At 72.6% G+C, this 22,026-nt stretch carries 21 protein-coding genes; 11 read left to right on the forward strand and 10 right to left on the reverse strand.

Going from position 1 to position 22,026, the window contains the following annotated elements; all coding sequences use genetic code 11:
* Positions 1-7 precede the first annotated feature (7 nt).
* The 5 genes from hemC (at position 8) to cofD (ending at position 5,301) form a co-directional block, all read left to right on the forward strand.
* A complete protein-coding gene (hemC, locus tag ACTU3I_RS03415) occupies positions 8-1,018 on the forward strand; it encodes a hydroxymethylbilane synthase (protein ID WP_442924217.1) in 1,011 nt (336 codons plus the stop codon).
* On the forward strand, positions 1,015-1,821 hold the full coding sequence (locus tag ACTU3I_RS03420) for a uroporphyrinogen-III synthase (RefSeq protein ID WP_442924218.1): 807 nt from the start codon (positions 1,015-1,017) through the stop codon (positions 1,819-1,821). The genes hemC and ACTU3I_RS03420 overlap by 4 nt, the downstream gene beginning before the upstream one ends.
* Positions 1,818-2,807: a porphobilinogen synthase gene (hemB, locus tag ACTU3I_RS03425; protein ID WP_442924219.1), complete on the forward strand. Its 990-nt coding sequence runs from the start codon at positions 1,818-1,820 to the stop codon at positions 2,805-2,807. Before ACTU3I_RS03420 ends, hemB begins: the two co-directional genes overlap by 4 nt.
* Before the next feature lie 66 nt (positions 2,808-2,873).
* Complete coding sequence (hemL, locus tag ACTU3I_RS03430) at positions 2,874-4,196, forward strand: glutamate-1-semialdehyde 2,1-aminomutase (RefSeq protein WP_442924221.1); 1,323 nt, start codon at positions 2,874-2,876, stop codon at positions 4,194-4,196.
* A gap of 136 nt (positions 4,197-4,332) precedes the next feature.
* Positions 4,333-5,301 (forward strand): 2-phospho-L-lactate transferase, encoded by a 969-nt coding sequence (gene cofD, locus ACTU3I_RS03435; protein ID WP_442924222.1) that lies wholly within the window; start codon positions 4,333-4,335, stop codon positions 5,299-5,301.
* A 96-nt stretch (positions 5,302-5,397) separates the two neighbouring features.
* On the opposite strand, the gene ACTU3I_RS03440 is transcribed toward cofD, so the two are convergent.
* Positions 5,398-6,363 (reverse strand): zinc-binding dehydrogenase, encoded by a 966-nt coding sequence (locus tag ACTU3I_RS03440; protein WP_442924223.1) that lies wholly within the window; start codon positions 6,361-6,363, stop codon positions 5,398-5,400.
* Positions 6,364-6,437: 74 nt separating this feature from the next.
* Between ACTU3I_RS03440 and ACTU3I_RS03445 the strand changes: the two genes are divergently transcribed.
* Positions 6,438-7,073: a TetR/AcrR family transcriptional regulator gene (locus ACTU3I_RS03445; RefSeq protein ID WP_442924224.1), complete on the forward strand. Its 636-nt coding sequence runs from the start codon at positions 6,438-6,440 to the stop codon at positions 7,071-7,073.
* A 110-nt stretch (positions 7,074-7,183) separates the two neighbouring features.
* Here the strand turns inward: ACTU3I_RS03445 and ACTU3I_RS03450 are convergent, their stop codons facing one another.
* The 5 genes from ACTU3I_RS03450 to cofG are packed head-to-tail and all read right to left on the reverse strand — an operon-like array spanning position 7,184 to position 13,454.
* The gene (locus tag ACTU3I_RS03450; RefSeq protein ID WP_442924225.1) at positions 7,184-7,840 is read right to left on the reverse strand and encodes a YoaK family protein; all 657 of its coding nucleotides are present in this window, start codon (positions 7,838-7,840) and stop codon (positions 7,184-7,186) included.
* Between the two features lies 1 nt (position 7,841).
* The gene (gene cofC, locus ACTU3I_RS03455; protein WP_442924226.1) at positions 7,842-8,474 is read right to left on the reverse strand and encodes a 2-phospho-L-lactate guanylyltransferase; all 633 of its coding nucleotides are present in this window, start codon (positions 8,472-8,474) and stop codon (positions 7,842-7,844) included.
* Complete coding sequence (gene fgd, locus ACTU3I_RS03460; protein WP_442924227.1) at positions 8,471-9,487, reverse strand: glucose-6-phosphate dehydrogenase (coenzyme-F420); 1,017 nt, start codon at positions 9,485-9,487, stop codon at positions 8,471-8,473. The genes cofC and fgd overlap by 4 nt, the downstream gene beginning before the upstream one ends.
* Positions 9,484-10,971 carry a flavin-containing monooxygenase gene (locus ACTU3I_RS03465; protein WP_442924228.1) on the reverse strand — a complete coding sequence of 496 codons (1,488 nt, stop codon included), beginning with the start codon at positions 10,969-10,971 and terminating at the stop codon, positions 9,484-9,486. Before ACTU3I_RS03465 ends, fgd begins: the two co-directional genes overlap by 4 nt.
* A complete protein-coding gene (cofG, locus tag ACTU3I_RS03470) occupies positions 10,968-13,454 on the reverse strand; it encodes a 7,8-didemethyl-8-hydroxy-5-deazariboflavin synthase CofG (RefSeq protein WP_442924229.1) in 2,487 nt (828 codons plus the stop codon). Before cofG ends, ACTU3I_RS03465 begins: the two co-directional genes overlap by 4 nt.
* Positions 13,455-13,559: 105 nt before the next feature.
* Here cofG and ACTU3I_RS03475 point away from each other — a divergent pair, with 105 nt between their 5' ends.
* Complete coding sequence (locus tag ACTU3I_RS03475) at positions 13,560-14,000, forward strand: hypothetical protein (protein ID WP_442924230.1); 441 nt, start codon at positions 13,560-13,562, stop codon at positions 13,998-14,000.
* A gap of 34 nt (positions 14,001-14,034) precedes the next feature.
* Here ACTU3I_RS03475 and ACTU3I_RS03480 read toward each other — a convergent pair whose 3' ends face one another.
* Positions 14,035-14,856 carry an ABC transporter permease gene (locus ACTU3I_RS03480; RefSeq protein ID WP_442924231.1) on the reverse strand — a complete coding sequence of 274 codons (822 nt, stop codon included), beginning with the start codon at positions 14,854-14,856 and terminating at the stop codon, positions 14,035-14,037.
* Positions 14,853-16,232 carry an ATP-binding cassette domain-containing protein gene (locus ACTU3I_RS03485; protein WP_442924232.1) on the reverse strand — a complete coding sequence of 460 codons (1,380 nt, stop codon included), beginning with the start codon at positions 16,230-16,232 and terminating at the stop codon, positions 14,853-14,855. Before ACTU3I_RS03485 ends, ACTU3I_RS03480 begins: the two co-directional genes overlap by 4 nt.
* Before the next feature lie 104 nt (positions 16,233-16,336).
* Here ACTU3I_RS03485 and ACTU3I_RS03490 point away from each other — a divergent pair, with 104 nt between their 5' ends.
* Genes ACTU3I_RS03490 through ACTU3I_RS03500 form a run of 3 tightly spaced genes read left to right on the forward strand, consistent with a single transcriptional unit; the run spans position 16,337 to position 18,775 of the window.
* Entirely contained in the window at positions 16,337-17,407 is a 1,071-nt protein-coding gene (locus tag ACTU3I_RS03490) for an enoyl-CoA hydratase/isomerase family protein (protein WP_442924233.1), read from the forward strand.
* A 1-nt stretch (position 17,408) separates the two neighbouring features.
* Positions 17,409-18,242 (forward strand): LssY C-terminal domain-containing protein, encoded by an 834-nt coding sequence (locus ACTU3I_RS03495; RefSeq protein WP_442924234.1) that lies wholly within the window; start codon positions 17,409-17,411, stop codon positions 18,240-18,242.
* The gene (locus ACTU3I_RS03500; RefSeq protein ID WP_442924235.1) at positions 18,239-18,775 is read left to right on the forward strand and encodes a hypothetical protein; all 537 of its coding nucleotides are present in this window, start codon (positions 18,239-18,241) and stop codon (positions 18,773-18,775) included. Before ACTU3I_RS03495 ends, ACTU3I_RS03500 begins: the two co-directional genes overlap by 4 nt.
* On the opposite strand, the gene ACTU3I_RS03505 is transcribed toward ACTU3I_RS03500, so the two are convergent.
* Together ACTU3I_RS03505 and ACTU3I_RS03510 are read right to left on the reverse strand one after the other, a co-directional pair.
* A complete protein-coding gene (locus tag ACTU3I_RS03505; protein WP_442924236.1) occupies positions 18,772-19,737 on the reverse strand; it encodes an alpha/beta hydrolase in 966 nt (321 codons plus the stop codon). The two genes, ACTU3I_RS03500 and ACTU3I_RS03505, sit on opposite strands and share 4 nt — an antisense overlap.
* Before the next feature lie 121 nt (positions 19,738-19,858).
* Positions 19,859-20,803, reverse strand: a complete 945-nt coding sequence (locus ACTU3I_RS03510) for an alpha/beta hydrolase fold domain-containing protein (protein ID WP_442924237.1) — start codon at positions 20,801-20,803, stop codon at positions 19,859-19,861.
* Positions 20,804-20,916: 113 nt separating this feature from the next.
* Between ACTU3I_RS03510 and ACTU3I_RS03515 the strand changes: the two genes are divergently transcribed.
* Entirely contained in the window at positions 20,917-22,026 is a 1,110-nt protein-coding gene (locus tag ACTU3I_RS03515; protein WP_442924238.1) for a helix-turn-helix domain-containing protein, read from the forward strand.

The raw sequence follows: 22,026 nt of genomic DNA on the forward strand, positions 1-22,026 counted from the left end.
GCACGTTATGACGCTCCGGCTCGGCACACGCCGCAGCGCCCTGGCCCTCGCGCAGTCGCAGCAGGTCGCCGATGCGCTCACCGCGGCGACGGGCACCGACGTCGAGCTCGTCCCCATCGTCAGTGAGGGCGACGTCAACCGCGCCTCGCTGTCGCAGCTCGGCGGACGCGGCGTCTTCGCGACGACGCTGCGTGAGGCTCTGCTGGCCGGCCGCTGCGACTTCCTCGTCCACTCGCTGAAGGATCTGCCGACCGCGCAGCCCGCCGAGCTCGTCCTCGCCGCGCATCCGGCGCGCGAAGACGCCCGCGACGTCGCGATCACCCGCGACGGCACGCCGCTAGGCGATCTGCAGCCGGGAGCCTCCGTCGGCACCGGGTCGCCTCGGCGCATCGCCCAGGTGCACCGGCGGAACTCCCGCGTCCGGGTGCTCGACATCCGGGGCAACGTCGACTCGCGTCTGGGTCGTGTGCGCGACGGCGAGCTGGATGCCGTGATCCTCGCCGCGGCGGGCCTCACGCGCCTGGGCGGCGACCTCGGGGGGCTCGAGGCCGAATACCTCGGGCTCTCGGAATGGCCGACGGCGCCCGGCCAGGGGGCCCTCGCGGTGGAGGCCCGGGCCGACGCCGATGCGCGGCTTCTGGACGCCCTGGCCGGCCTGGACGATCTCGACACGCGCGTCGCGGTGACCGCCGAGCGCACCGTCCTCGCGGGGCTCGACGCGGGGTGCTCCGCCCCGGTCGGGGCGCACGCGGAGGTCGTCGACGGCGACCTGCGCCTGCGCGCGATCGTGTACGCACTGGATGGCGCGCACCGCGTGGGGCTCGACCGCACCGTGCGCATTGCGCCCCTTCTGCCGCCGGACCGGGGGTATGGTGGGTACTCAGGCAGCGGCGATGGTGCGGATGCTGCCGACGGCGCGGACCCGATCGCGCGTGCTGCGCGCACCGGGGACGATGTTGCACGTCGGCTGCTCGAACGCGGGGCGGCCGGCCTGGTACCACGAGAGTCGACCCCATGAACCACACTCCTCGGCATACGCCGACACCCGGCAAGCCCCTCGCGGGCTGGCGCGTGCTCGTGCCTCGAGGAGGCCCGTGGGGCGACGGCGTCGCCGCGACGCTCCGTCAGCAGGGCGCCGTTCCCGTCATCGCTCCGCTGATCAACTTCGCCCCGACCAACGACCAGGCCACTCTCGAGCAGGCGCTGGCCGACCTGGCGTCGGGGGCGTTCGACTGGCTCACGGTCACGAGCGCCACGACCGTCGACGTGCTCTACGCGTACCGGGCGACGATCCCCACCCACACCAAGGTGGCCGCCGTCGGTGAGACGACCGCTGCCGCGCTGCAGGCCGTGGGCTACCGCGTCGACCTGGTGCCCGAGCGTGACAACTCCGCCGCGGGCCTGGCCGAGGAGATGATCGCGCTGGAGTCCGAGCCCCGCGACGTGCTCACCCTCCGCAGCGAGATCGCCAAGCCCGTGCTCACGCGGCTGCTCAGCGAGTCGGGTCACCGCGTGCGCAGCGTCGTCGCCTATCGCACGGTGGGCGTCCCGGTGACCGAGCGCATCGCCCAAGACGTCGCATCCGGTCGCATCAACGCGATCCTCGTCACGAGCGGGTCGGTGGCCGAGCAGGTGCACGCGCAGTTCCCCGACATCCCGCCGTCGACGGTGATCGCCGCGATCGGCCCGCGCACCGCGAAGGACGCCAAGCGCTCGGGGCTCCCCGTCGACGTCGTCGCCGACCAGCAGACCGTCGACGCGCTCATCACGGCGGTGTCGCGCTTCCCGCTTCCGCACGCCGCCGACGAGCTGCAGCCGTGAGCTTTCCGCAGCACCGGCCGAGGCGCCTTCGCCAGACGCCGGCGATCCGCCGTCTCGTCCGGGAGACGCACCTCGCCCCGTCGCAGCTGGTCCTCCCGCTCTTCGTCCGCGAAGGCCTGAGCGAGCCGGTGCCCATCTCCTCGATGCCGGGCGTCGTGCAGCACAGCCTGCCGTCGCTTCGCCAGGCGGTGGCCGAGGCCGCCGAAGCGGGCGTCGGCGGTGTCATGCTCTTCGGCGTCCCCGCCGTGCGGGACGCGACAGGGTCCGGCGCGGACGATCCGGCCGGCATCCTCAACGTCGCGACCGAGGCGGTCGTCGCCGAGGTCGGCGACGCGGTCGTCGTGCAGACCGACCTGTGCCTAGACGAGTTCACCGATCACGGCCACTGCGGCGTCCTCGATGCGCGCGGCCGCGTCGACAACGACGCCACGCTGGAGCGGTACGCCGCGATGGCGCTCGCGCAGGCGCGCGCAGGCTCGGCGATGCTCGGGCTGTCGGGGATGATGGACGGCCAGACCGCGCACGTGCGCGCGGCGCTGGATGCCGAGGGCTTTGCCGGCACGATGATCCTGGCCTATTCGGCGAAGTACGCGGGGGCCTTCTACGGGCCGTTCCGCGAGGCGGTGGACTCGCAGCTGACCGGCGACCGCCGCACCTATCAGCTGGATCCCGGCAACGGCCGTGAAGGCGTGCGCGAGGCCCTCCTCGATGTCGAGGAGGGCGCGGACGTCGTTATGGTCAAGCCCGCTCTGCCCTACCTCGACGTGCTCGCCGAGGTGCGCGCATCCGTCGACGTCCCTGTGTGGGCGTATCAGGTGTCGGGGGAGTACGCGATGGTCGAGGCCGCCGCCGCGCACGGCTGGATCGACCGCCGCCGCGCGATCGAGGAGAGCCTGCTGTCGATCCGTCGCGCCGGCGCCGACGCGATCCTGACGTACTGGGCCGTCGAGGCCGCGGGCTGGCTGGGCTCCCCTCGTCTTGCGTGAATCGGCTGCTAAACCCGCGGGTTTAGCAGCCGATTCACGCAAGACGAGGGACCGGAGAGGACGACGATGAGCGATCGGAACGACGAGTGGTTCGCGCGGGCGCGCGCCGTCATCCCGGGCGGCGTGAACTCGCCCGTGCGCGCGTACGGCTCGGTGGGCGGCGCGCCCCGCTTCCTCGCCTCCGCCGCCGGCGCGACGGTGACGGATGCGGCGGGCCGCATCTACGTCGACCTCGTCGCGTCGTGGGGGCCGGCTCTCCTCGGGCACGCGCATCCGGAGGTCGTCGCGGCCGTGCAGGACGCGGCGTCCCGCGGGCTGTCGTTCGGGGCGCCGACGGAGGGAGAGGTCGAGCTCGCCGAGCTCATCGCCGCGCGTGTCGGCCCCGTCGAGAAGGTGCGCCTCGTCTCCACCGGCACCGAGGCCACGATGACCGCCATCCGCCTCGCCCGCGGCGTGACCGGGCGCGACCTGCTGGTGAAGTTCGCCGGCCATTACCACGGTCATTCCGACGGCCTCCTCGCCGCCGCAGGCTCCGGCGTGGCGACCCTCGCCCTCCCGGGTTCGGCGGGCGTCCCGGCGCCCATCGCCGCGCAGACGCTCGTGCTCCCGTACAACGACCTCGACGCCGTCCGCGAGGCGTTCGACGCCCACGGCGAGCGCATCGCGGCGATCATCGTCGAGGCCTCGGCGGCGAACATGGGGGTCGTCGCACCGCTGCCCGGCTACAACGCCGCGCTCTCGGACATCGCGCACTCCTCCGGCGCACTCCTCATCCTCGACGAGGTTCTCACGGGCTTCCGGGTGCATCCCGCCGGGTACTGGGGGTTGCAGGCGGCATCGGGGGAGCACTACTCACCCGACATCGTCACCTTCGGCAAGGTCGTCGGAGGAGGGATGCCGCTGGCAGCCCTGGGGGGTCGGGCGGACGTGATGGACGCCCTCGCCCCGGTCGGCCCGGTGTACCAGGCGGGCACGCTCTCGGGCAATCCCCTCTCCGTCGCCGCCGGGCTCGCGACGCTCCGGCTCGCCACGCCAGAGGTCTACGCCCGCGTGGATGCGGCGGCATCCGCCGTCGCCGACGCACTCTCGACCGCGCTTACGGCGGAGGGCGTGATCCACGCCGTGCCGCGCGCGGGGTCGCTCTTCGGCGTCGCGTTCCTCCCGGCCGCGCCCCACGACTACGCCACGGCGCTCACGCAGGACGCGTGGCGCTACCCGCCGTTCTTCCATGCGATGCTCGACGCCGGCGTCTCGCTGCCCCCGAGCGTGTTCGAGGCCTGGTTCCTCACCGCCGCGCACGACGACGACGCCGTGGGGCGCGTACACGAGGCGCTGCCGGCCGCCGCCCGCGCCGCCGCATCCGCCCCGATGCCACCGATCTCGGCATGACCGGTCTTCCGCCTCGCGCGTGCCGTACTCAGTCTGAGCGCTCCACGCCGCCGAGCGTGCCCGCGTCTTTCCGCGCCGATCGACCGGCCGCAGCTGCTACCAGACTGAGTACGGCTCGGTGGGCGGGGGTCGCGGCATGAGCGGTCCGCGCGTGGTCGTGCTCGCCGGAGGCGTCGGCGGGGCGAAGTTCACCCTGGGCGTGCGGGAGGCGCTGCGTCGCCGCGACGCGCCGCCCGCCACGGTCGTCGTCAACACCGGCGACGACCTGTGGCTCTCGGGCGTGCGCCTGCAGCCCGACATCGACTCCGTCACGTACGCGCTCGCCGGCGTCAACGACACCGGCCGCGGATGGGGGCGCGCCGGCGACAGCGAGCGCGTGAACGCCGAGCTGCAGGCGTGGGGTGCGGGCTGGCCGTGGTTCACGCTCGGCGACCTGGACCTCGGCACCCACCTCGCCCGCACCGGATGGCTGCGCGAGGGCTCGACGCCCACGCAGGTGCTCGAGCGGATGGCCGGGCGGTGGGAGCTGGGCGCGCGCCTTCTCCCGATGACGGATGCCGAGGTCGACACCATCGTGCACGTGCGGGACGGCGACGGCGAGCGCGCGATGCACTTTCAGGAGTGGTGGACGCGGCATCGCGCAGGGCTCGAGCCGATCCGCTTCGAGAACCCGGGCATCGCGGATGCGGCGCCCGCCCCGGGCGTCGCCGAGGCGATCGCGGCGGCCGACGTCGTCCTTCTCGCGCCGTCGAACCCGGTCGTGTCGATCGGGCCGATCCTCGCGGTGCCGGGGGTGCGCGAGGCGCTCGCCGCCGCATCCGCCGTCGTCGGCGTGTCGCCCATCATCGGCGGCCGGGTCGTCCGCGGGATGGCCGATGTCTGCCTCGCCGCGATCGGGGTCGAGACGAACACGGCAGCCGTCGCGGCGCACTACGGCGCGCGGGCGTCCGGCGGACTGCTCGACGCGTGGGTTCTCGCCGAGGAGGACGCGTCCGCGGCGGATGCTGTCGCCGCGGCGGGCGTGCACCCGATCGTCGCGCCGCTGTGGATGAGCGACGTCGCGGCGTCGGCGGCGCTCGCCGAAGCCGCGCTCGCCGGCGCCTGATCCGCGAACCCACCCGTTCCCACCGAACCCACACGAATCGTGCGGCAAACGTGGTGGGTTCGGGCAGGACGTGTGGGTTCGAGCGGGAGCCTCGCGTCAGGGGACGAGCACGATCCGCCCGAAGACCTCCCCGGCGTCCATGCGCTCGTGGGCCTGCGCGGCATCCTTCAGCGGCAGGACGTCGTGGACGACCGGCGTCAGCTCGCCGCGCGCCGCGGCGGTGAGCAGCTCCGCGCGGGCCTGCGCCTTCTCGGCCGACGGGACGATGTCGAGGCTGAAAGACGAGAACGACAGCGAGCGCGGGAACGCGCTCAGCAGTCGCGACCCGAAATCGGCGGGAGGCATGCCCGCGACCACTCCCACGACGACCATCCGCCCGCCGACGTCGAGCCGGTCGAGGAAGTCGGGAAGAGCGGGTCCGCCGACGACGTCGAGGACGACGTCGTACGACTCCGGCGCGACCTCGCCGTCGGAGCGCCCCGCGCGATCGAGCACGTGCGTGGCGCCGAGTGCCCGCAGGCGGCGGCCCCGATCCGCGGATGACGTCGTCACGGCGATCGCCGATGCCCCGTCCCGAGCGGCCAGCTCGACCATGGCGATGCCCAGGCTCCCCGCGGCCCCCCGCACGAGCACGCTCTCGCCCCGCCGGAAGTGCGCGTGCCGGAGCGCGAAATGCGCCACCGGGGCGGCGCTGCCGACGGTGACCGCCTCCGCCGGCGCGAGGTCGGCCGGCAGGACGGTGATGTCCGTCGCGAGGGCGAGGGCGAACTCCGCGTAGGCGCCCGACCTCCCCGTGAACGCCCACACGCGCTTGCCCACCCAGGAGGCATCCGCGCCGGCGCCGACCTCGACGACGGTCCCCGCGACCTCGCTTCCCGGGATCATCCCGGCGGCGAATCCGTAGCTTCCCAGCGTTCCCCGCCGGATGACGGCATCCACCCCCGCCACGCCGATCGCCTCGGTCCGGATGAGGACCTGCTCCGGACCGGGCGAGGGGCGGGGGAGGTCGACGACCGCGATCCCGCCGGAGTCGCCGAATCGGTTGATCTGTGCTGCACGCACGCTGTCTCCTTCTGATGGGCGTATCGTGGTCGACCGTAACGGACGCCCCCGTCCACTTCGTCGAAATGAGATCCATGGCCGAGCAGGTGCCTCACATGTTGCGGGCCGATGCCCGCGAGAACCGCGAGCGGCTCCTCGAGGCGGCACGACGCACGCTCTCGGAGAAGGGCCTCGACGTGACGATGCGCGAGGTGGCGCGGCAGGCCGGGGTCGGACCGGCGACCCTGTACCGCCGCTTCCCCAGCAAGAGCGACCTCGTCTCGGCGGCATTCGCCGATGAGATGCGGGTGTGCGAGACGCTGGTCGAGCGCGCCTCGGCGGATCCCGACGCGTGGCGCGGATTCCGGGCACTCGTGACCGAGCTCTGCATCCTCCAGGCCACGCATCGCGGCTTCACCGAGGTGTTCCTGGAGACGGTGCCGGGCGAAGCTGATGCGTTCGCCGAGCACCGGTCGAGTCTTCTGCGCCGAGTGTCGGCACTGGCGAGGCGAGCACGGGCGCAGGGGGCCATGCGGGCCGATTTCGTTCTGGACGACCTGCTGCTCGTGCTGCTGGCCGGTCGTGCGCTGTCCACCACGCCCGCTGACCGCCGGGAGGCCGCAGCCCGGCGGCTCGCCGCCCTCGCTCTGGAGGCGTTCCGCGCGTCGGATGACAACGGCACGCTGCCGCCTCGACCGCGTCTGGCCGCGGCGCTTCTCTCCGCTCCCTGACCCGGAGCATCCGCCAGAGCACATGTTCTCAGCGAGATCACACGTTGTCGGGTCCCACAGCATGTGCGCTCGCCGAACGGATGTGCTTTCGGCGCAGCTCGAAGGCGGGCTCAGCGCGACAGGACGCGAGAGGGGAGGGCGGCGACGACGGCGACGACCCCGACCGCGGCGAGCAGCGCCGGCCACCCGAGCCACCCCGTGGCGGCAGACCCCAGCACAGCCCCCGAGACCAGCGAAGTCCACAGCAGCAGCGGGCGACGCCACGCCGTGCGGGAGCGTCCGGTGATCATGCCGGCGATGCCGAGCCCGAACGACACGAGGCTGCCGGTGGCGTAGGTCACCGCCACGCGCGCCCGCGTCTCGTCGGCGAAGATCACGTTGAGCGCGCCCATCCCCGCGGCGACCGCGGTGTACGCCCAGACGCCGCCGAGGGCCGCGGCGAGCATCCCGGCCGCGGCGAGGAGGCACGCCGCCGTCGCGCCCAGGATGAGCCGGGTCCGCCGTGCATCGTCGGACTGCTGGGCCGCCCGGTGGCCGAGCAGTGCCGCGCCCGCCACTCCCACGACGAACGATCCGACGAGGGCCGCGCCCACCCCCGCCACCTCCCACCGCCCGGTCTCCACGCCGACAGCGGCCTGCGTGGAGTTGCCGCTCATGAACGACACGAACATCCCGCCCGTTCCGAGGAATCCGATCGCATCCACGTACCCTGCGACTCCCGCGAGCACGGCGGCGATGGCGAGAGCGCGCCGCGGATGCTGCTGCATTTCAGACGCGCGTCGCCGAGAGCACCGCGGACGTGTGCACCCCCAACCCGAGCGACCGCGCCTCCTCGAGGTGCTCCGCGGTGTCGACGTCGCGCCGCAGCGTCGACTGCTCGGGGATGTCGAGGTCGGTGCAGCCGAGCAGGCGGTGGCGGGCGGCCGAGTCGTTCCCGAAGGCGGTCGTCCAGACGGCGCCCGCCCGCGCCGTGACGAGGGTCGAACCGGTGCCCTCGGCGTCGGCGACGAGGCCGCGTTCGACCGCGGCCGCCGCGGCGAGGGCGGCATCGAGGTCGCTCGGCCGGAGCGCCGGCAGGTCGCCGAGGAGTGCGGCGCGGGGCGAGTCGGCCCCGGCCGCGTCGGCACCCAGCGCGACCGCCGCATCCAGGCCGGCTGCCTCGTTCTCGGCGACCACCTCGACGTTCTCGGCCGCGGCGAACTCCGCTGCCACATCGGCGTCATCGGTCACCACGATCACGCGGGCGACCTCCTCCGCCGCCGCGGCCGCCGCGATCGTATCGAGCGCGATCGCGCGGGCGATCCTCGTGCGGTCGACGCCGACATCGGTGAGGCGCGACTTACCGACGACGGCCGGTTTGACGGGGATGACGACGACCCAGTGTCCGGTCGCCGCGCTCACGCGAACCGTTCCCGCAGGCGCGGGAGGATCTCCGCGCCGTACATCCGCAGGAACTCCTCCTGGTTCTCGCCGGGATCGTGGAAGACGAGATGGCGGAACCCGAGCTCGACGTAGTGCGCGATGCGCTCGACGTGCTCGTCGGGGTCGGTCGACACGATGAATCGCGACGCGGCCCGCTCGATCGGCAGTTCGTTCGCGCGTCGCTGCATCTCGATCGGGTCGTGGATGCCCATCTTCTCGTCGGCCGAGAGGGCCAGCGGCGCCCAGAACCGCGTCTTCTGCAGCGCGGTGTCGTGATCGGGGTGGTACGACACCTTCACCTCGATGAGCGTGTCGATGGCGTCATCCGCCCGCCCGGCCTTGCTCAGGCCCTCCCGCAGAGCGGGGAGAAGGGTCTCGGTATACAGCTCGGGCGCCTTGCCGCTGGTGGTGATGTAGCCGTCGGCGATGCGTCCGGCCAGGCGCGTGGCGGCCGGCCCCGACGCGCCGATGTAGATCGGCACCTTCGCGTCCGGCGCCGGGCGGTCGTAGATCGTCGCGTCCTTCACCGAGTAGTAGGTGCCGTCGAACGTGACCCGCTCGTCGTCCCACAGCTTCTCGATGAGCGTGATCGCCTCTTTCAGGCGCTGAAAGCGCTCGGGCGGATCGGGCCAGTCGAGTCCGAGCGTCACCTCGTTGAGCGCCTCGCCGGTGCCGACGCCGAGGATCACGCGCCCGGGATACATCACGCCGAGGGTCGCGAACGCCTGCGCGATCACGCCGGGGTGATACCGGAAGGTCGGCGTGAGCACGGATGTCCCCATCAGGATCCGCTCGGTGCGCTGGCCGAGAGCTCCCAGCCACGGCAGTGCCGCCGGAGCGTGTCCGCCGTCGTGCATCCACGGCTGCAGGTGATCGGAGAGGAAGACGGAGTCGAACCCCATCTCCTCCGCCAGCACGCCGAAGTGCAGCAGCTCGTTCGGCCCGAACTGTTCGCTGGATGCCTTGTAGCCGAAACGCAGCGGCACCGTCATGACTCTCCCCTCTCCTTCCCGCGCACCGCGGAGTGCACGGGCTCGAACTCCGACCCGTCCGAGGCCGCGAGCCGCTCCCGGAACGCCTGCACGGTCCCCGGCCACAGTAGCGTGAGCCGGCCCGACCGCTCGTCGACGTACCAGTTCGAGCATCCCCCGGTGAGCCACGGTGTGGATGCGGCGGCGGCGGCGATCTCGTCGGTATAGGCAGCCTCCGCTTCCGGTCGCACCCGCAGCACGCGGTCCGGGCGGCGGTCGCGTTCGGCGAGGGCTCGGACGATGTAGGCCGACTGCTCCTCGATCATGAGCACCGAGGAGTTGTGGCCCAGGCTCGCGTTCGGACCGTTCATCACGAAGAGGTTGGGGAATTCCGGCACGACCGTCGACGCGAACGAGGTCATGCCGTGCGACCAATGCTCGGCGAGGGTGCGGCCGTGCTCGCCCCGCACCAGTTCGGCGTACGGCTGCCGGGTCGAGGCGAAACCGGTCGCCAGGACGAGGATGTCGGCCGTGTGGCGAGCGCCGCTCCCGGCGACGAGCGTGCCGTCGTCGACGGCGGCGAGCGCGGAGGGCTCCAGCGTCACCGCATCCGAGGCGACGGCGGGGTAGAACGTGTCCGAGAGCAGCACCCGCTTGCAGCCGAAGGCGTAGTCGGGTGTGAGATGCGCTCGAAGAGCCGGGTCGATGACCTGTGCGGTGAGATGCTCGAGCGCCGAGTTCTGCGCGCGGGCGGATGCCGTCGCATCCCCCGATCGCGAGGCGAAGCGCCCCTCACCCTCCCCGTACAGCTTGGCTCGCACCCGCGCGAGCGTGCCGGGCTGAGCGAAGCGTGCTCGGTCGTCCTCGGTATAAGTCACACCGCCACGCGGAACGATCCATGCGGCGGACCGCTGGAACAGCGTCACGTGGGCGGCACGCTTCACGAGTTCGGGTACGAGCTGCACGGCGCTCGCACCCGTTCCCACGACGGCGACGTGGGCGCCGGAGAGGTCTGCTCCGTGGTCCCAGCGCGCCGTGTGGAAGATGGGTCCGGCGAAGCTCTCCAGGCCCGCGACGGCGGGGACGTTCGGCTCGCTGAGGCGCCCGGCGGCGATCACGAGGGCATCGGCGACGACCGGCTCGGCGCCCGTGTCGATGCGCCAGACGCGCGCCGGCTCGTCCCACTCCGCGCCGAGCATCGGGGTGCGCAGGCGAAGCCGATCGCCGAGGTTCTCGCGCTCGGCGACGTCGTCGAGGTAGCGGCGGATCTCCGGGCCGGGGGCGAAGGTCGCCGACCAGTTCGGGTTGGGATGGGCCGCGAATCCGTACAGGTGCGAGGGGACGTCGCACGCGACCCCGGGGTAGGTGTTGTCGCGCCAGGTGCCGCCGACGGATGCCGCACGCTCGAGGATCACGAAATCGTCGCGTCCGGCGCGGCGCAGCGCCATCGCCATGCCGAGCCCGGCGAAGCCGGACCCGACGATCGCGATCGAGGTGCGCGTCATGCCGCCGGCCCCCGCGCCGCGACCGACCGGCGGCCGGCATCCGGTTCCTGAGCCTGTCGAAGGGTCCGGTAGTCGGTGGTGCGCTGACGGAAGGGGCGGAAAAGACGCTGCGCGATGCGAGCGGCCTCGCCCAGCGGCAGCTCGAGACCCTGCTCTATGCCCGCCTCCGGCAGCACGCGGCCGTCCAGGAGCGTGCCGCCGAGGTCGTCGCCGCCGGACTGCAGCAGCACGGCGGCCGTCTCACGGCCGACCCGGGTCCACGGGACCTGGATGTGCGGAATGCTCCCCGACAGCAGGAGACGCGAGACGGCGACCATCGCGCGATGCTCGTCCCGCGCGGAGCGTCCCGGCACGGCGGGGGTGCCGTGACCGGGCAGTGGGATGGGGACGAATTCGGTGAATCCGCCCGTGCGTCCTTGTATCGTCCGGAGCATCCGCAGGTGGGCGATCCGCTCCGCCGGCGTCTCGACGTGTCCGTAGAACAGCACCGAGGTGGAGCGGAATCCGGCGCGATGCGCGGCCGTGATCCCCTCGATCCAGCGGTCGATCTCCAGGTCGCCGGGCGCGACGATCGCGCGGACACGCTCGCTGAGCACCTTCACGCCGGTGCCGGGGACGGTGTCGACACCGGCGTCGCGAAGGGCCGCAAGTGCGCCGTCGAGGCCGAGACCGCCGCGGTCGGCGAGGTCCCACACGTCCTGCGGGCGGTAGGCGTGCAGGTGGAGGCTCGGCGCGGCGGCTTTGATCGCGCGGGCGATGTCGAGGTAGGCGCCCGCGTCCTCGGTCGGGTCGAGCCGGCCCTGCACGCACAGCTCGGTCGCGCCGAGATCGGCGGCATCTGTGGCGATCGCGGCGGCGTCGGCGATGCCGAACGTTCCCGCCGCATCCCGGCCCGCCGTGCGGAAGCCGCTGGAGGTGAGATTGCGGTTGACGACGATGCTCACTGCCTCGCCGACGGTGTAGCGGCGGACGTCGTCGGCCGTCGCGGCGAGAGCGTCGAGGTCGTCGCCGGTGGCCTCGAGGAGCGCGACCCACTCGGCGTCGTCGAGGGCCAGAGGGTCCGCCGCAGCGCGTTCGGCCAGGCCCCGGACGTCGGCCGGCCGTCCGCTCCGGACCGTACTCAGTCTCGCTGCACCGCCGCCGTGCGCGGCCCGCGGATTTTCCGGTCGCTCGGTGGTGCCGGTCGCAGCTGAGCCTGAATACGGTACGGCGTCGGAGGCGTCGTGCGGCGCCGGCCCCGCGACGGCCGCAAGCCCCTCGGCATCTGCGAGGGCAGAGACCGCGCCGTGAAGGGCCGGGTCGATCCACTCCGCGGCGTCCCGGACGAACTCCGGATGCGCCGTCAACCGCTCGCGCAGCGTGAAGCCGGCCTCGCTCGTGAGCCGGGCGAGCTCGTCGATCTGCGGCCACGGCCGCTCGGGGTTGACGTGGTCGGCGGTGAGCGGGGACACCCCGCCCCAGTCGTCCGCCCCCGCGCGGACGAGCAGAGCGAACTCCGTCGCGTCGGAGAGGTTCGGCGGCACCTGGATGCGCATGCGCGCGCCGAACACGAGCCGGGCGACCGCGACCGTCGCGACGTACTCGCGCAGATCGGCATCGGGCGCCCCCTGCATCGCGGTGCGGGGCTTCGCGCGGAAGTTCTGCACGATCACCTCCTGCACGTGCCCGTATCGCTCGTGCAGGTCGCGCATCGCGATGAGCGACTCGGCGCGGTCCCTCACCGTCTCGCCGATGCCGACGAGGATGCCGGTGGTGAACGGGATGCGGCGGCGGCCGGCGTCCTCGATCACGGCAAGCCGCAGGGCCGGGTCCTTATCCGGGGAGCCGAAGTGCACCTGCCCCGGCTCCTCGAACAGCCGCCGCGACGTGGTCTCGAGCATCATGCCCATCGACGGGCTCACGACCCGCAGGCGGCCGAGCTCGTCGTGCGTCATGACGCCGGGGTTGGCGTGCACGAGCATGCCGGTCTCGGCGGTGATCAGCCGGGCCGTCGCGGCGACGTAGTCGATGGTGGAGGCGTAGCCGTGCTCATCGAGCCACGCGCGCGCCTCGGGCCAGCGGTCCTCGGGGCGGTCGCCGAGGGTGAGGAGCGCCTCTTTGCAGCCCAGCGCCTGCCCTTGGCGGACGACGGCGAGCGCCTGCTCCGGCGACATGTAGGCCGGCTTGTGCTTCTTCAGAAGCTGCCCGGGGGTGTCGACGAACACGCAGTAGTGGCAGCGGTCGCGGCAGAGGGTCGTCAGCGGCACGAACACTTTGCGCGAGTACGTCAGGATGCCGGGGCGGCCGGCGTGCGACAGACCCTCGTCGCGCAGCGCGCTCGCGGCATCCAGGAGCGCGTCGAGGTCGTCGGCCGCCAGCAGCGCCTCTGCCTCGTCGACGTCGATCGCCTCGCCGGATCCGGCGCGCGCGAGCGCGTCGCGCCAGGCGCGAACCGCCGGATGGTGCACGGACGGCACCATCGGAGCGACGCGGGCCGAGCTCATCCTCACAGGCTAGCCCCGCGGGGGAGGGGTCGAGGTCGGGGGATCGTTGCCGACCTGTGAGGATCGCCCCGCATGTCGTGCGCGCGGCGCTGGCAGACTAAGAGCATGGTGACCCTGCTGCTCGACTCGACGCAGCTGGAGGTCGTGCTGTCACCGGTCGAGCGGGCGCTGTCGTTCCGCCGCCGGAACCTCATCCTGCGCCGCGAGCAGATCGTCAAGGTGCAGCGCACCGACGACGCCTGGACGTGGCTGCGCGGGGTCCCGAACCCCGGCACCTATCTTCCGGTCGCCGTCGCGATGGGCACCTGGAAGTCGGCCTTCGGCGACGATTTCGTCGTCATCCGGCGCCGGCGCCCGAGCGTCGTGATCGACCTGTCGGGTCACGACGAGTTCGAGCGCCTCATCCTCACGACGCAGCACGGAGTGGCGCTGCTGCAGGCGCTGCAGCTCGACGACGTCGCGGACGAGCCCGAGGATGTCGCGGTGCTGGCCGCCCCACGGCCCAAGAAGCCGCGCCTCAAGCGGCCCGTCATCGCCCCGGCCTGAGACTCACCCTCCGCCTGAGGCGAGGAGCGTCGGGTCAGTTGACGTCGCGGCGCCAGCTGGTGAACAGGCCCAGGACGAGGAAGACGACGGCGTACGCCAGGAGCACGAGCCCGCCGGCCCACCACTCCAGCGGGTCGCCCGACGACGTGGGCGTGCTGATCGAGAACGCGCTCGCGCCGACGAGGGCATCGCTCGCCGCGCCCGGGAGGACGTTGACGACCGGACGCAGCCCCTCCACGAAACCTCCCGCCAGGCGGGCGATCGGCTCCACGAACTGCGTGAACGCCAGCACCACGACGACGGCGACGACCTGGTTGCGCACGACGGAGCCGACGCCGATGCCGATGAGCGTCCACAGCACGAACGCTCCCAGCATCCGCCCGACGAGAGCCCAGGTGTCGGACGAGTCGAAGCCGGTCGACAGGTTCGAGGCGCTGAGGACGATCGCGCCGGGGACGACGGTGGCGGCGAGCCCGAGCACCCCGAAGATCAGGCCCATCACGACGCCGGCCGCCGACTTCGCCCCCAGGACGACGCCGCGTCGTGGCGTGGCGAGGAAGGTCGGTGTGAGGGTCTTGTGGCGGAACTCGCTCGTGACCATCAGCGTCCCGATCAGCAGCGGAAAGACATAGCCGAACGACGTGGCGATGCTGTAGATCACCGGCGGGAGGGCATCCGCGGGCACGGCCGGACCCGTGTCGGCGCCGAGCGCACCGGTGGCGACGGCGGCGAGGAGGAACCCGAAGCCGGTCGCCGTCGCGCCGATGTAGAGGAGGAGGACGAGACCCAGGATCCACCAGATCGACGTGGTGAACTGCTTGGTGAGCTCGGAACGGCTCGCGGCGACGAGGCTCATCGCTGGTCTCCTTCCTCGCCGGCGGAGGCATCCGGGGCGGGCTCGGGGATCTCGTCGGCGGAGGCCGGCGGCGGGACGATGTCGATGACACCGGTGCTCGCGACGGCGAACGACGCGGTGACGACGGGCGGTTCGGCCGGCGGGGCGGACTCATCCGTCGTGCCGGCCTCCTCGCCGTCTCCCGCCGGGAGGTCGGTGGCCTCATCCGCCGGATCGGGGTCGGGGATCGCGACCGCGGCACCCAGGACGGGCGAGTCCCCCCGCACGGGCGAGTCCGCGTCGGATCGTTCGGCGTCGGCCGGGACCCCGGCGTCGGGCGAACCCTCGGCGTCGGCCGGGACCCCGGCGTCGGCCGCGACCCCGGGCTCGGGCTCGGGCGAACCCTCGGCGTCGGGCGAACCCTCGGCGTCGGCCGGGACCTCGGCGTCGGGACGCCCCGCAGCCACCGCAGCCTCCGTGCCGCTCGATGCACTGACGTGGACCCGCGCACCGCTGACGAGCTCGAGGAAGACGTCTTCCAGCGTCGCGCCGCGCCGTTGGAGACTCGAGAGGGCGATGCCGGCCTCCGCCGCCAACGCGCCCACCTCGGGCGGCTCGGCCGAGCGCACCGTCAGGCCGTTGCGCAGCACCTCGTACGAGTGGCCGGCGCGATCCAGCGCGGCCTCGAGAGCGGCGCGGTCGGGCGCGTCGACGACGGTGGCGTAGTCGGAGGCCTCGGCGAGGTCTTCGATGCCGCCCTGGAAGACCAGCCGCCCCTGGGCGATGATGAGCAGCGCGTCGACGGTCTGCTGCACCTCGGCGAGCAGGTGCGACGACACCAGCACGGTGCGGCCCTCCTCGGCGAGGGTGCGGAGCAGCCCGCGCATCCACCGGATGCCCTCGGGATCGAGGCCGTTCGACGGCTCATCGAGCACGAGCACACCCGGGTCGCCGAGGAGCGCGTAGGCGAGCCCGAGCCGCTGACGCATGCCGAGGGAGAAGCCACCGACCTTCCGGCCCGCCGCATCCGCCAGGCCCACCAGCCCCAGCACCTCGTCGACCCGTGATCGCGCGATGCCGGCGGCCTGCGCGTACACCGTGAGGTGGTTCGCGGCGGTACGTCCGGGGTGGAAGCTCGACGCCTCGAGCACCGCGCCCACCGTCTGCAGCGGCCGGCGGAGCTTCGCGTACGGCTCGCCGCCGATCGTCGCCGCCCCCGCGGAGGGGCGGACGAGCCCCAGGAGGATGCGCAGCGTCGTGGTCTTTCCGGCGCCGTTGGGCCCGAGGAACCCGGTCACGAGCCCCGGTTCCACGCGGGCAGTCAGGCCTGACACCGCCGTGACGGTGCCGAAGCTCTTGGTGACGCCGGAGAATTCCAGCACCTGTCCTTCGGGCATGCCGAAACCTCTCGTCATCGATGCGATTGCCCCTATCTTCCCGGATTCCGCGAGATTCCGCGGGACATCCGGGCGTTGGCCCCCCGCGACGGTAACGTGGCGATGTGGCTCAGGGGACCGAAGCGACCGATTCAGCCGTGCTCGTACGCCGCGAGGGGAGCCTCGGGCGCCTGACTTTGAACCGTCCACGCGCCCTCAACGCCCTCTCCTACGACATGATCGGGGACCTCGCCGCCCCGCTGTCGGCATGGCAGACCGGGGGCCAGGTCGACGTGATCGTGCTCGACGGTGCGGGGGAGCGCGGGCTGTGCGCGGGCGGCGACATCCGCCAGCTCGCAGAACAGCTCCGCGCCGGACGCACCGAGGACGCGGCCCGCTTCTTCGTCGACGAGTACCACCTCGACGCCGCGATCGCCGAGTCGCGTGTGCCCGTCGTGGCCTTCGCCGACGGCATCACGATGGGCGGCGGCATCGGGCTGGCCGGGCACGCCGCCATCCGCATCGTCACCGAGCGCTCGCGTCTCGCGATGCCCGAGACGCGCATCGGTTTCACGCCCGATGTCGGTGGTTCCTGGCTCCTCTCCCGCGCGCCCGGGCGCCTCGGGGAGTACCTCGCCCTGACGGGGGAGTCGATGGATGCCGCCGACGCGCTGCACGCCGGCTTCGCGGACCACCTCGTGCCCAGTGACCGGCTCGACGCGCTGCGCGAAGCGCTCGCCACTCGCGCCGATCCGACGCTCCCTGAGCTCGTGCTGCTCTTCGACGAGACGCCCGGGCCGTCGAAGCTCGCCGCAGCACGCCCGTGGATCGACGACGCCTTCTCGGCCGGCAGCGTGGCCGCGATCGTCGATCGCCTGCGCGCGCGCCCGGAGCCGGCGGCATCCGTCACGGCCGACGCCCTCGCCGAGCTCTCGCCCACCGCGCTCGCCGTCACCCTCGAGGCGGTTCGCCGCGCGCGGGCGCTGCCCGATCTCCGCGCCGCGCTCGCCCAGGAGTACGCCCTGGTGATGTGGTTCGCGCAGACGCAGCCCGATCTTCTCGAAGGCATCCGCGCACAGGTGATCGACAAGGACCGCTCGCCGCGGTGGCGCCCCGCGGATGCCGCCGATCTGCCCGACGACCTGCTGACGAGCGCGTTCGGCTACCGCCCCCCGCTGCCGCTGTGGGAAGGGTGAGATGTCGGAACCCGCACCTCGACGACGACGGCGCTGGTCGATCGGTGTCGCGCTGGACTGGTTCTTCTTCGTCTTCGCCGGCGCCGCGGCGCTGTGGCTGTCCTACCTGAGCTTCACCGAGACGTTCCACCTCGGCTGGGCCGGGATCGTCATGGCGGTGCTGTTCTGGCTGCTGCTGGCCTATCTCGTCCTCCCGCGGCTTCACCGCATCCTCACCGCCGTCTACGTGCCCGACTACTTCATCGGGCGCACCCGCACGAGTGACGGACTCCTCGGCGACCCGGTGAATCTCGCACTGATGGGAGAGGCCGACGACATCCACCGCGCCCTCGAGAGAGCGGGGTGGACGAGGGCCGATCCGGTGACGTTCGCCTCGTCGTGGCGCATCGTCACCTCCACCCTCCGCCGGCGCAGCTACGCCACCGCGCCCGTCAGCCCCCTCTTCCTCTTCGGGCGTCAGCAGGACTTCGCGTACCAGCAGGAGGTCGACGGGAGCCCGTCCCAGCGCCACCACGTGCGGTTCTGGCGGTGCCCCGACGGATGGCTGCTCCCCGGCGGACGCCGGGTCGACTGGCTCGCCGCCGGCACGTTCGACACCGCGGTGGGGCTGTCGCTGTTCACGCTGCAGATCACGCACCGCATCGACGCCGACACCGACATCGAACGCGATCACATCGTGACGTCGGTCACGCAGGCCGACGCTCGCGTGCAGCTCGACGTCATCCGCGACTTCGCGACCGGCTATCACGCCCGAAACGGCGGCGGCGACAGCATCCGCACCGACGGCGACCTGCCGATCCTCGACGTGCGGGCGCTCGCGGAGGTGGCGGCATGAGCCAGGGCCGCACGCCTCGCAAACGCCCGGCCTTCGAGCCCCCCGTCGCGCTGATCCGTCCGATCGAGACCGATCCGGCGATGCGCCGTCCCGCGAGCACGATCGCCGGCGCGGCGCTCGTGCTGCTGCGCGCGATCGCCGGCGCGGTATGGCTGCTCGGATTCGGGCTCGGATGGTCCGGCTGGGTGCGGGATTTCGCCGCCGCGTTCAGTGGCGACGCGACCGACTCCGCCGTGCCGCCGACCACCTCGGCGACGATCGTCACGGTCGTGCTCCTCTTCGTCGGCGGCGGCGCGCTGATCGAGGCGGTGCTCGGGATCCTGATCCTCCGCGGCGCGAACGCGGCGCGAGTCGTCGTGATGGTCATCTCGACGATCTCGATCGTGACGGCGTTCGTCGGATGGTGGGTGCACGGCCAGGAGATCCGGATCCAGACCACCTACGTGACGCTGGCGCTGGACATCCTCATCCTCCTCGCCCTGTCCAGCCGCGCGTCGGCCGCGTATGCACGGCGCCGGGAACGCCGAAGCTAGGCGGTCGCCGCGGCGGCCTCGCGCCGCGCATCCGCCCGCGGCGTCGCGGCGCGGATGAGAGTGAGGAATGCCGCGTACGACGCCTCCAGGGCGCGGGCGGCGGCAGGGATACGCGGCACCATCTGCTGGAACCCGTGGATGAGGCCGGGCTGCGGAAGGTAGGTCACGGGAACGTCGGCGGCGACCAGCCGGCCCGCCAGCTCGCGGGCCTCGTCGCGGAGGGGATCGTAATCGGCGCTGACGACGACGGTGGCGGGCAGGCCGTCGAGGTCGGCGAAGCGGGGCGCCGCCACGGGATCCTCCCGCGATTCGGGGGTGGGCGCGTAAAGGCTCCAGTAGGCGCGCATCGCGTCGGCGGTGAGGAGGTAGTCGCTGCCGTTCTCGGTGTAGGACCGATTGGCGAAGGCCGTCGGGTCGAGCACGGGGTACAGCAGCAACAGGGCGGTGAGAAGGCTCTCCTCGCTGAGGGCGACCGCCGTTCCCAGCGCCAGGTTGCCGCCGGCGCTGTCGCCCACGATGGAGAGGGTGCGGTGAGGCCGGCCGCCCAGCGCACGCACGACGGCCACGCAGTCGTCGATCGCGGCGGGGAAGACATGCTCGGGAGTGCGGCGGTACTCCACCGACACCACGGGCTCCCCGGAACGCGCTGCGAGGCGGCGGGCGTCGTTGTCGTAGGAGTCGACGTCCCCGGCGAGCCACCCGCCGCCGTGGACGAAAATCAGCACGTCGGATGCCGCGGTCGGCTCCTTCCCGTACCAGCGCACCCGCACGCCCGACAGCACCTCGTCGCGGGCGGGCAGCGCCGCGAGCTCGGTCTCCACGGGCCCGCGCATCCACGCGTGAAGCTTCACGGCCTCCGTGCGGATCCGTCCGATCGGAGCCTCGGGATCGACGGCCGGACGAGCACGGACCTCGTCGATGAGAGCGGCGATGTCGGCGTCGACGGGGGCGCGAGAGGTCATGGGGGTCCTTCCGGGATCATCGGGTCGACGTCGACCCGACGGGCACGACGATAGGAGCGCCGGACCCGCTCCGGTCGAGCCGAATGGCGGGGAAGGGATCGCGGTGCGCGCCGAGTGGCGTTCAGCTGCGAAATGCCCACCGCAGCGCCGCGATCTGGTCGCTGAGCGCTCGCTGTCCGACCGAGGTCATGCGGTAGCCGTCGAAGCCGTGGATCGTCCCGGGATACTGCGCGATCCCCACCGACACCCCCGCCGCCATGAGGCGGGCCGCGTACGCGTAGCACTCGTCGCGCAGCGGATCGTATTCGGCGATCCACAGCGAGGCGGCGGGGGCGCCTGCGACGTCCGTCGCCAGAGCGGGGGCGGCGCGCTCATCCACCTCGGCCGTGCTCCCGGTCAGGTAGAGATCCCACATCTGCGTGTTCTGGGCGCGATTCCACCCCGGCGTATCGGTGAACTCCGCCATCGACCCGGAGCTGCTGCGGCAGTCCAGCACAGGGTTGATCAGCAGCTGATGCATGAGGGAGGGCACGTCGCCTCCGCGGGAGGCCAGGGACACGGATGCGGCGAGGGCCCCTCCCGCGCTGTTGCCTCCGACGGCGATGCGTCGGGTGTCGATCCGCAGCTCCGCCGCTTCGGCGTGCAACCAGACGAGCGCGTCGACGCAGTCCTCGAATGCGGTGGGGTACGGGTGTTCAGGCGCGAGCCGGTAGTCCACGGAGATGACCACGCACTCGGCGCCGCGGGCGTAGAACGCGCATCGGTCGTCCTCGGTGGCGAGATCGCCGAGCACGAACGCTCCGCCGTGGATGTACAGCAGGGCCGGCAGGCTCCCCGGCGCGTTCGGTCGGTAGACCCGCACGCCGAGCTCGCCGCCGTCACGACGCGGGATGCGCAGGTCCTCCGTGACGACGCCGGCGTGAGGCTGTCGTCCTTGCGCGGCCAGCCGCTTCTCGAGCTCGCGCGATCCGGCGACGTCCGCCAGGTCGAAGGTGGGGATCAGCACGCTGATGGCAGCCAGTTCCGGGTCCAACCTGAGGGTGGACCGGGGTCGTGCGACGCTCACTCGGCCATTGTGGCGCCTGGGAAGCGCGGACCGCACCGCCGAATGGCGCCGACGGCGCCGATTTCGCGCCATCCGGCGTTCCGTCCCGAGAGAACGGGGCCTACGATGTGACCGTGCAGGGCCTCATGGTGAAGCTGCTCAACGTCGACACGCCCGGCGAACGGGCACTCCGCGTCGTGGCGTACTTCGACCAGCTCGCCGCGAACAATCCCGATCTCGACGTGGTGGTCCGTGCGACGGCCATCATCGCCGACTGTCCCGCCGGCTTGGAGCTGACCTCCCGCGGTGTGCTCTCCCGGTACTCGGCCGAGGGGATCGCATTGCCGGGGCCTGCCGCATCCGTGTCCCAGCGCGGTACCGTCGTGGTCGACGCGAACGAGCAGGGCACGGTCTGGCTCGAGCGGGCGGGCGAGACGCTCGAGCTCGACGAGTTCATCGTCGAGCGCTTCGGGCTGACCGTGGCCGGCGTCGTCGCCAAGCAGCGCCCGCCCAGCGACGCCGACCTCGCCTTCGGATTCTCCGACCCCGCCCTCGCGCAGCTGATGGTCAACGGCCGTGCCAGCGAGGCGGAGCGGTCACGGGCGGCGCGGCTCATCGGCCTGCACCCCACGAGCCCCGTGCAGCTGATCGCGCTGGAGCCTCGTGTCGGCGAGCAGCCCGACGCCCTCATCGCCGCCATGCGCGCGGCCTGGCGGCGGCCGGTGTACCTCGCGGCGCTCTCTCGCCAGCTGTCGCTGGTCATCGCGGTGGGAAGCGACCCCGTCGAATGGAACGTCGAAGGCCTGGCGGGCCGGGCAGCGAGCGGCCCGGTGGTCGACCTGCTCGATGCGCCCTCCTCCTGGGCTGTCGCGCGAGACGCGCTGCGCTTCGCGGGGGCGGCCTCGCCGTGGCCGCGCGTGCTCGACGCCGAGCAGTTGGGCGTCGTGCGGCTCCTCGGCCTCCTCGACCCGTCGGTGGTGGCCGCCCATCCCGACGTCGCGCGTCTCGAGCAGTTGGCCGCTGCACCGCATGGTGCGGAGGCCATCGCGATCCTCGACCACTATCTGCACGCCGACTCGCTGCGCTCCGCCGCCCGTGCGGCCAACTTCCACCACAGCAGCCTGCAGAGCCGCATCGTGCGGATCGGGGAGGCGCTGCAGGTCGACCTGCGCACCCCCGCCGGTCGGCAGCGTGTGGCGCTCGCCCTGATCCTGTGGCGGATCACGCGGCGCGATCAGTCCTGA

Source organism: Microbacterium sp. RD1, from assembly GCF_052220165.1.
Classification (GTDB): domain Bacteria; phylum Actinomycetota; class Actinomycetes; order Actinomycetales; family Microbacteriaceae; genus Microbacterium.

Excerpts from the sequence above, each read along its gene's own strand:
- hemC (WP_442924217.1), top strand. The coding sequence starts at position 8 with ATGACGCTCCGGCTCGGCACACGCCGCAGCGCCCTGGCCCTCGCGCAG.
- ACTU3I_RS03420 (WP_442924218.1), top strand. The coding sequence starts at position 1,015 with ATGAACCACACTCCTCGGCATACGCCGACACCCGGCAAGCCCCTCGCG.
- hemL (WP_442924221.1), top strand. The coding sequence starts at position 2,874 with ATGAGCGATCGGAACGACGAGTGGTTCGCGCGGGCGCGCGCCGTCATC.
- cofD (WP_442924222.1), top strand. The coding sequence starts at position 4,333 with ATGAGCGGTCCGCGCGTGGTCGTGCTCGCCGGAGGCGTCGGCGGGGCG.
- ACTU3I_RS03445 (WP_442924224.1), top strand. The coding sequence starts at position 6,438 with ATGGCCGAGCAGGTGCCTCACATGTTGCGGGCCGATGCCCGCGAGAAC.
- ACTU3I_RS03450 (WP_442924225.1), bottom strand. The coding sequence starts at position 7,840 with ATGCAGCAGCATCCGCGGCGCGCTCTCGCCATCGCCGCCGTGCTCGCG.
- fgd (WP_442924227.1), bottom strand. The coding sequence starts at position 9,487 with ATGACGGTGCCGCTGCGTTTCGGCTACAAGGCATCCAGCGAACAGTTC.
- ACTU3I_RS03465 (WP_442924228.1), bottom strand. The coding sequence starts at position 10,971 with ATGACGCGCACCTCGATCGCGATCGTCGGGTCCGGCTTCGCCGGGCTC.
- cofG (WP_442924229.1), bottom strand. The coding sequence starts at position 13,454 with ATGAGCTCGGCCCGCGTCGCTCCGATGGTGCCGTCCGTGCACCATCCG.
- ACTU3I_RS03475 (WP_442924230.1), top strand. The coding sequence starts at position 13,560 with ATGGTGACCCTGCTGCTCGACTCGACGCAGCTGGAGGTCGTGCTGTCA.
- ACTU3I_RS03480 (WP_442924231.1), bottom strand. The coding sequence starts at position 14,856 with ATGAGCCTCGTCGCCGCGAGCCGTTCCGAGCTCACCAAGCAGTTCACC.
- ACTU3I_RS03485 (WP_442924232.1), bottom strand. The coding sequence starts at position 16,232 with ATGCCCGAAGGACAGGTGCTGGAATTCTCCGGCGTCACCAAGAGCTTC.
- ACTU3I_RS03495 (WP_442924234.1), top strand. The coding sequence starts at position 17,409 with ATGTCGGAACCCGCACCTCGACGACGACGGCGCTGGTCGATCGGTGTC.
- ACTU3I_RS03500 (WP_442924235.1), top strand. The coding sequence starts at position 18,239 with ATGAGCCAGGGCCGCACGCCTCGCAAACGCCCGGCCTTCGAGCCCCCC.
- ACTU3I_RS03505 (WP_442924236.1), bottom strand. The coding sequence starts at position 19,737 with ATGACCTCTCGCGCCCCCGTCGACGCCGACATCGCCGCTCTCATCGAC.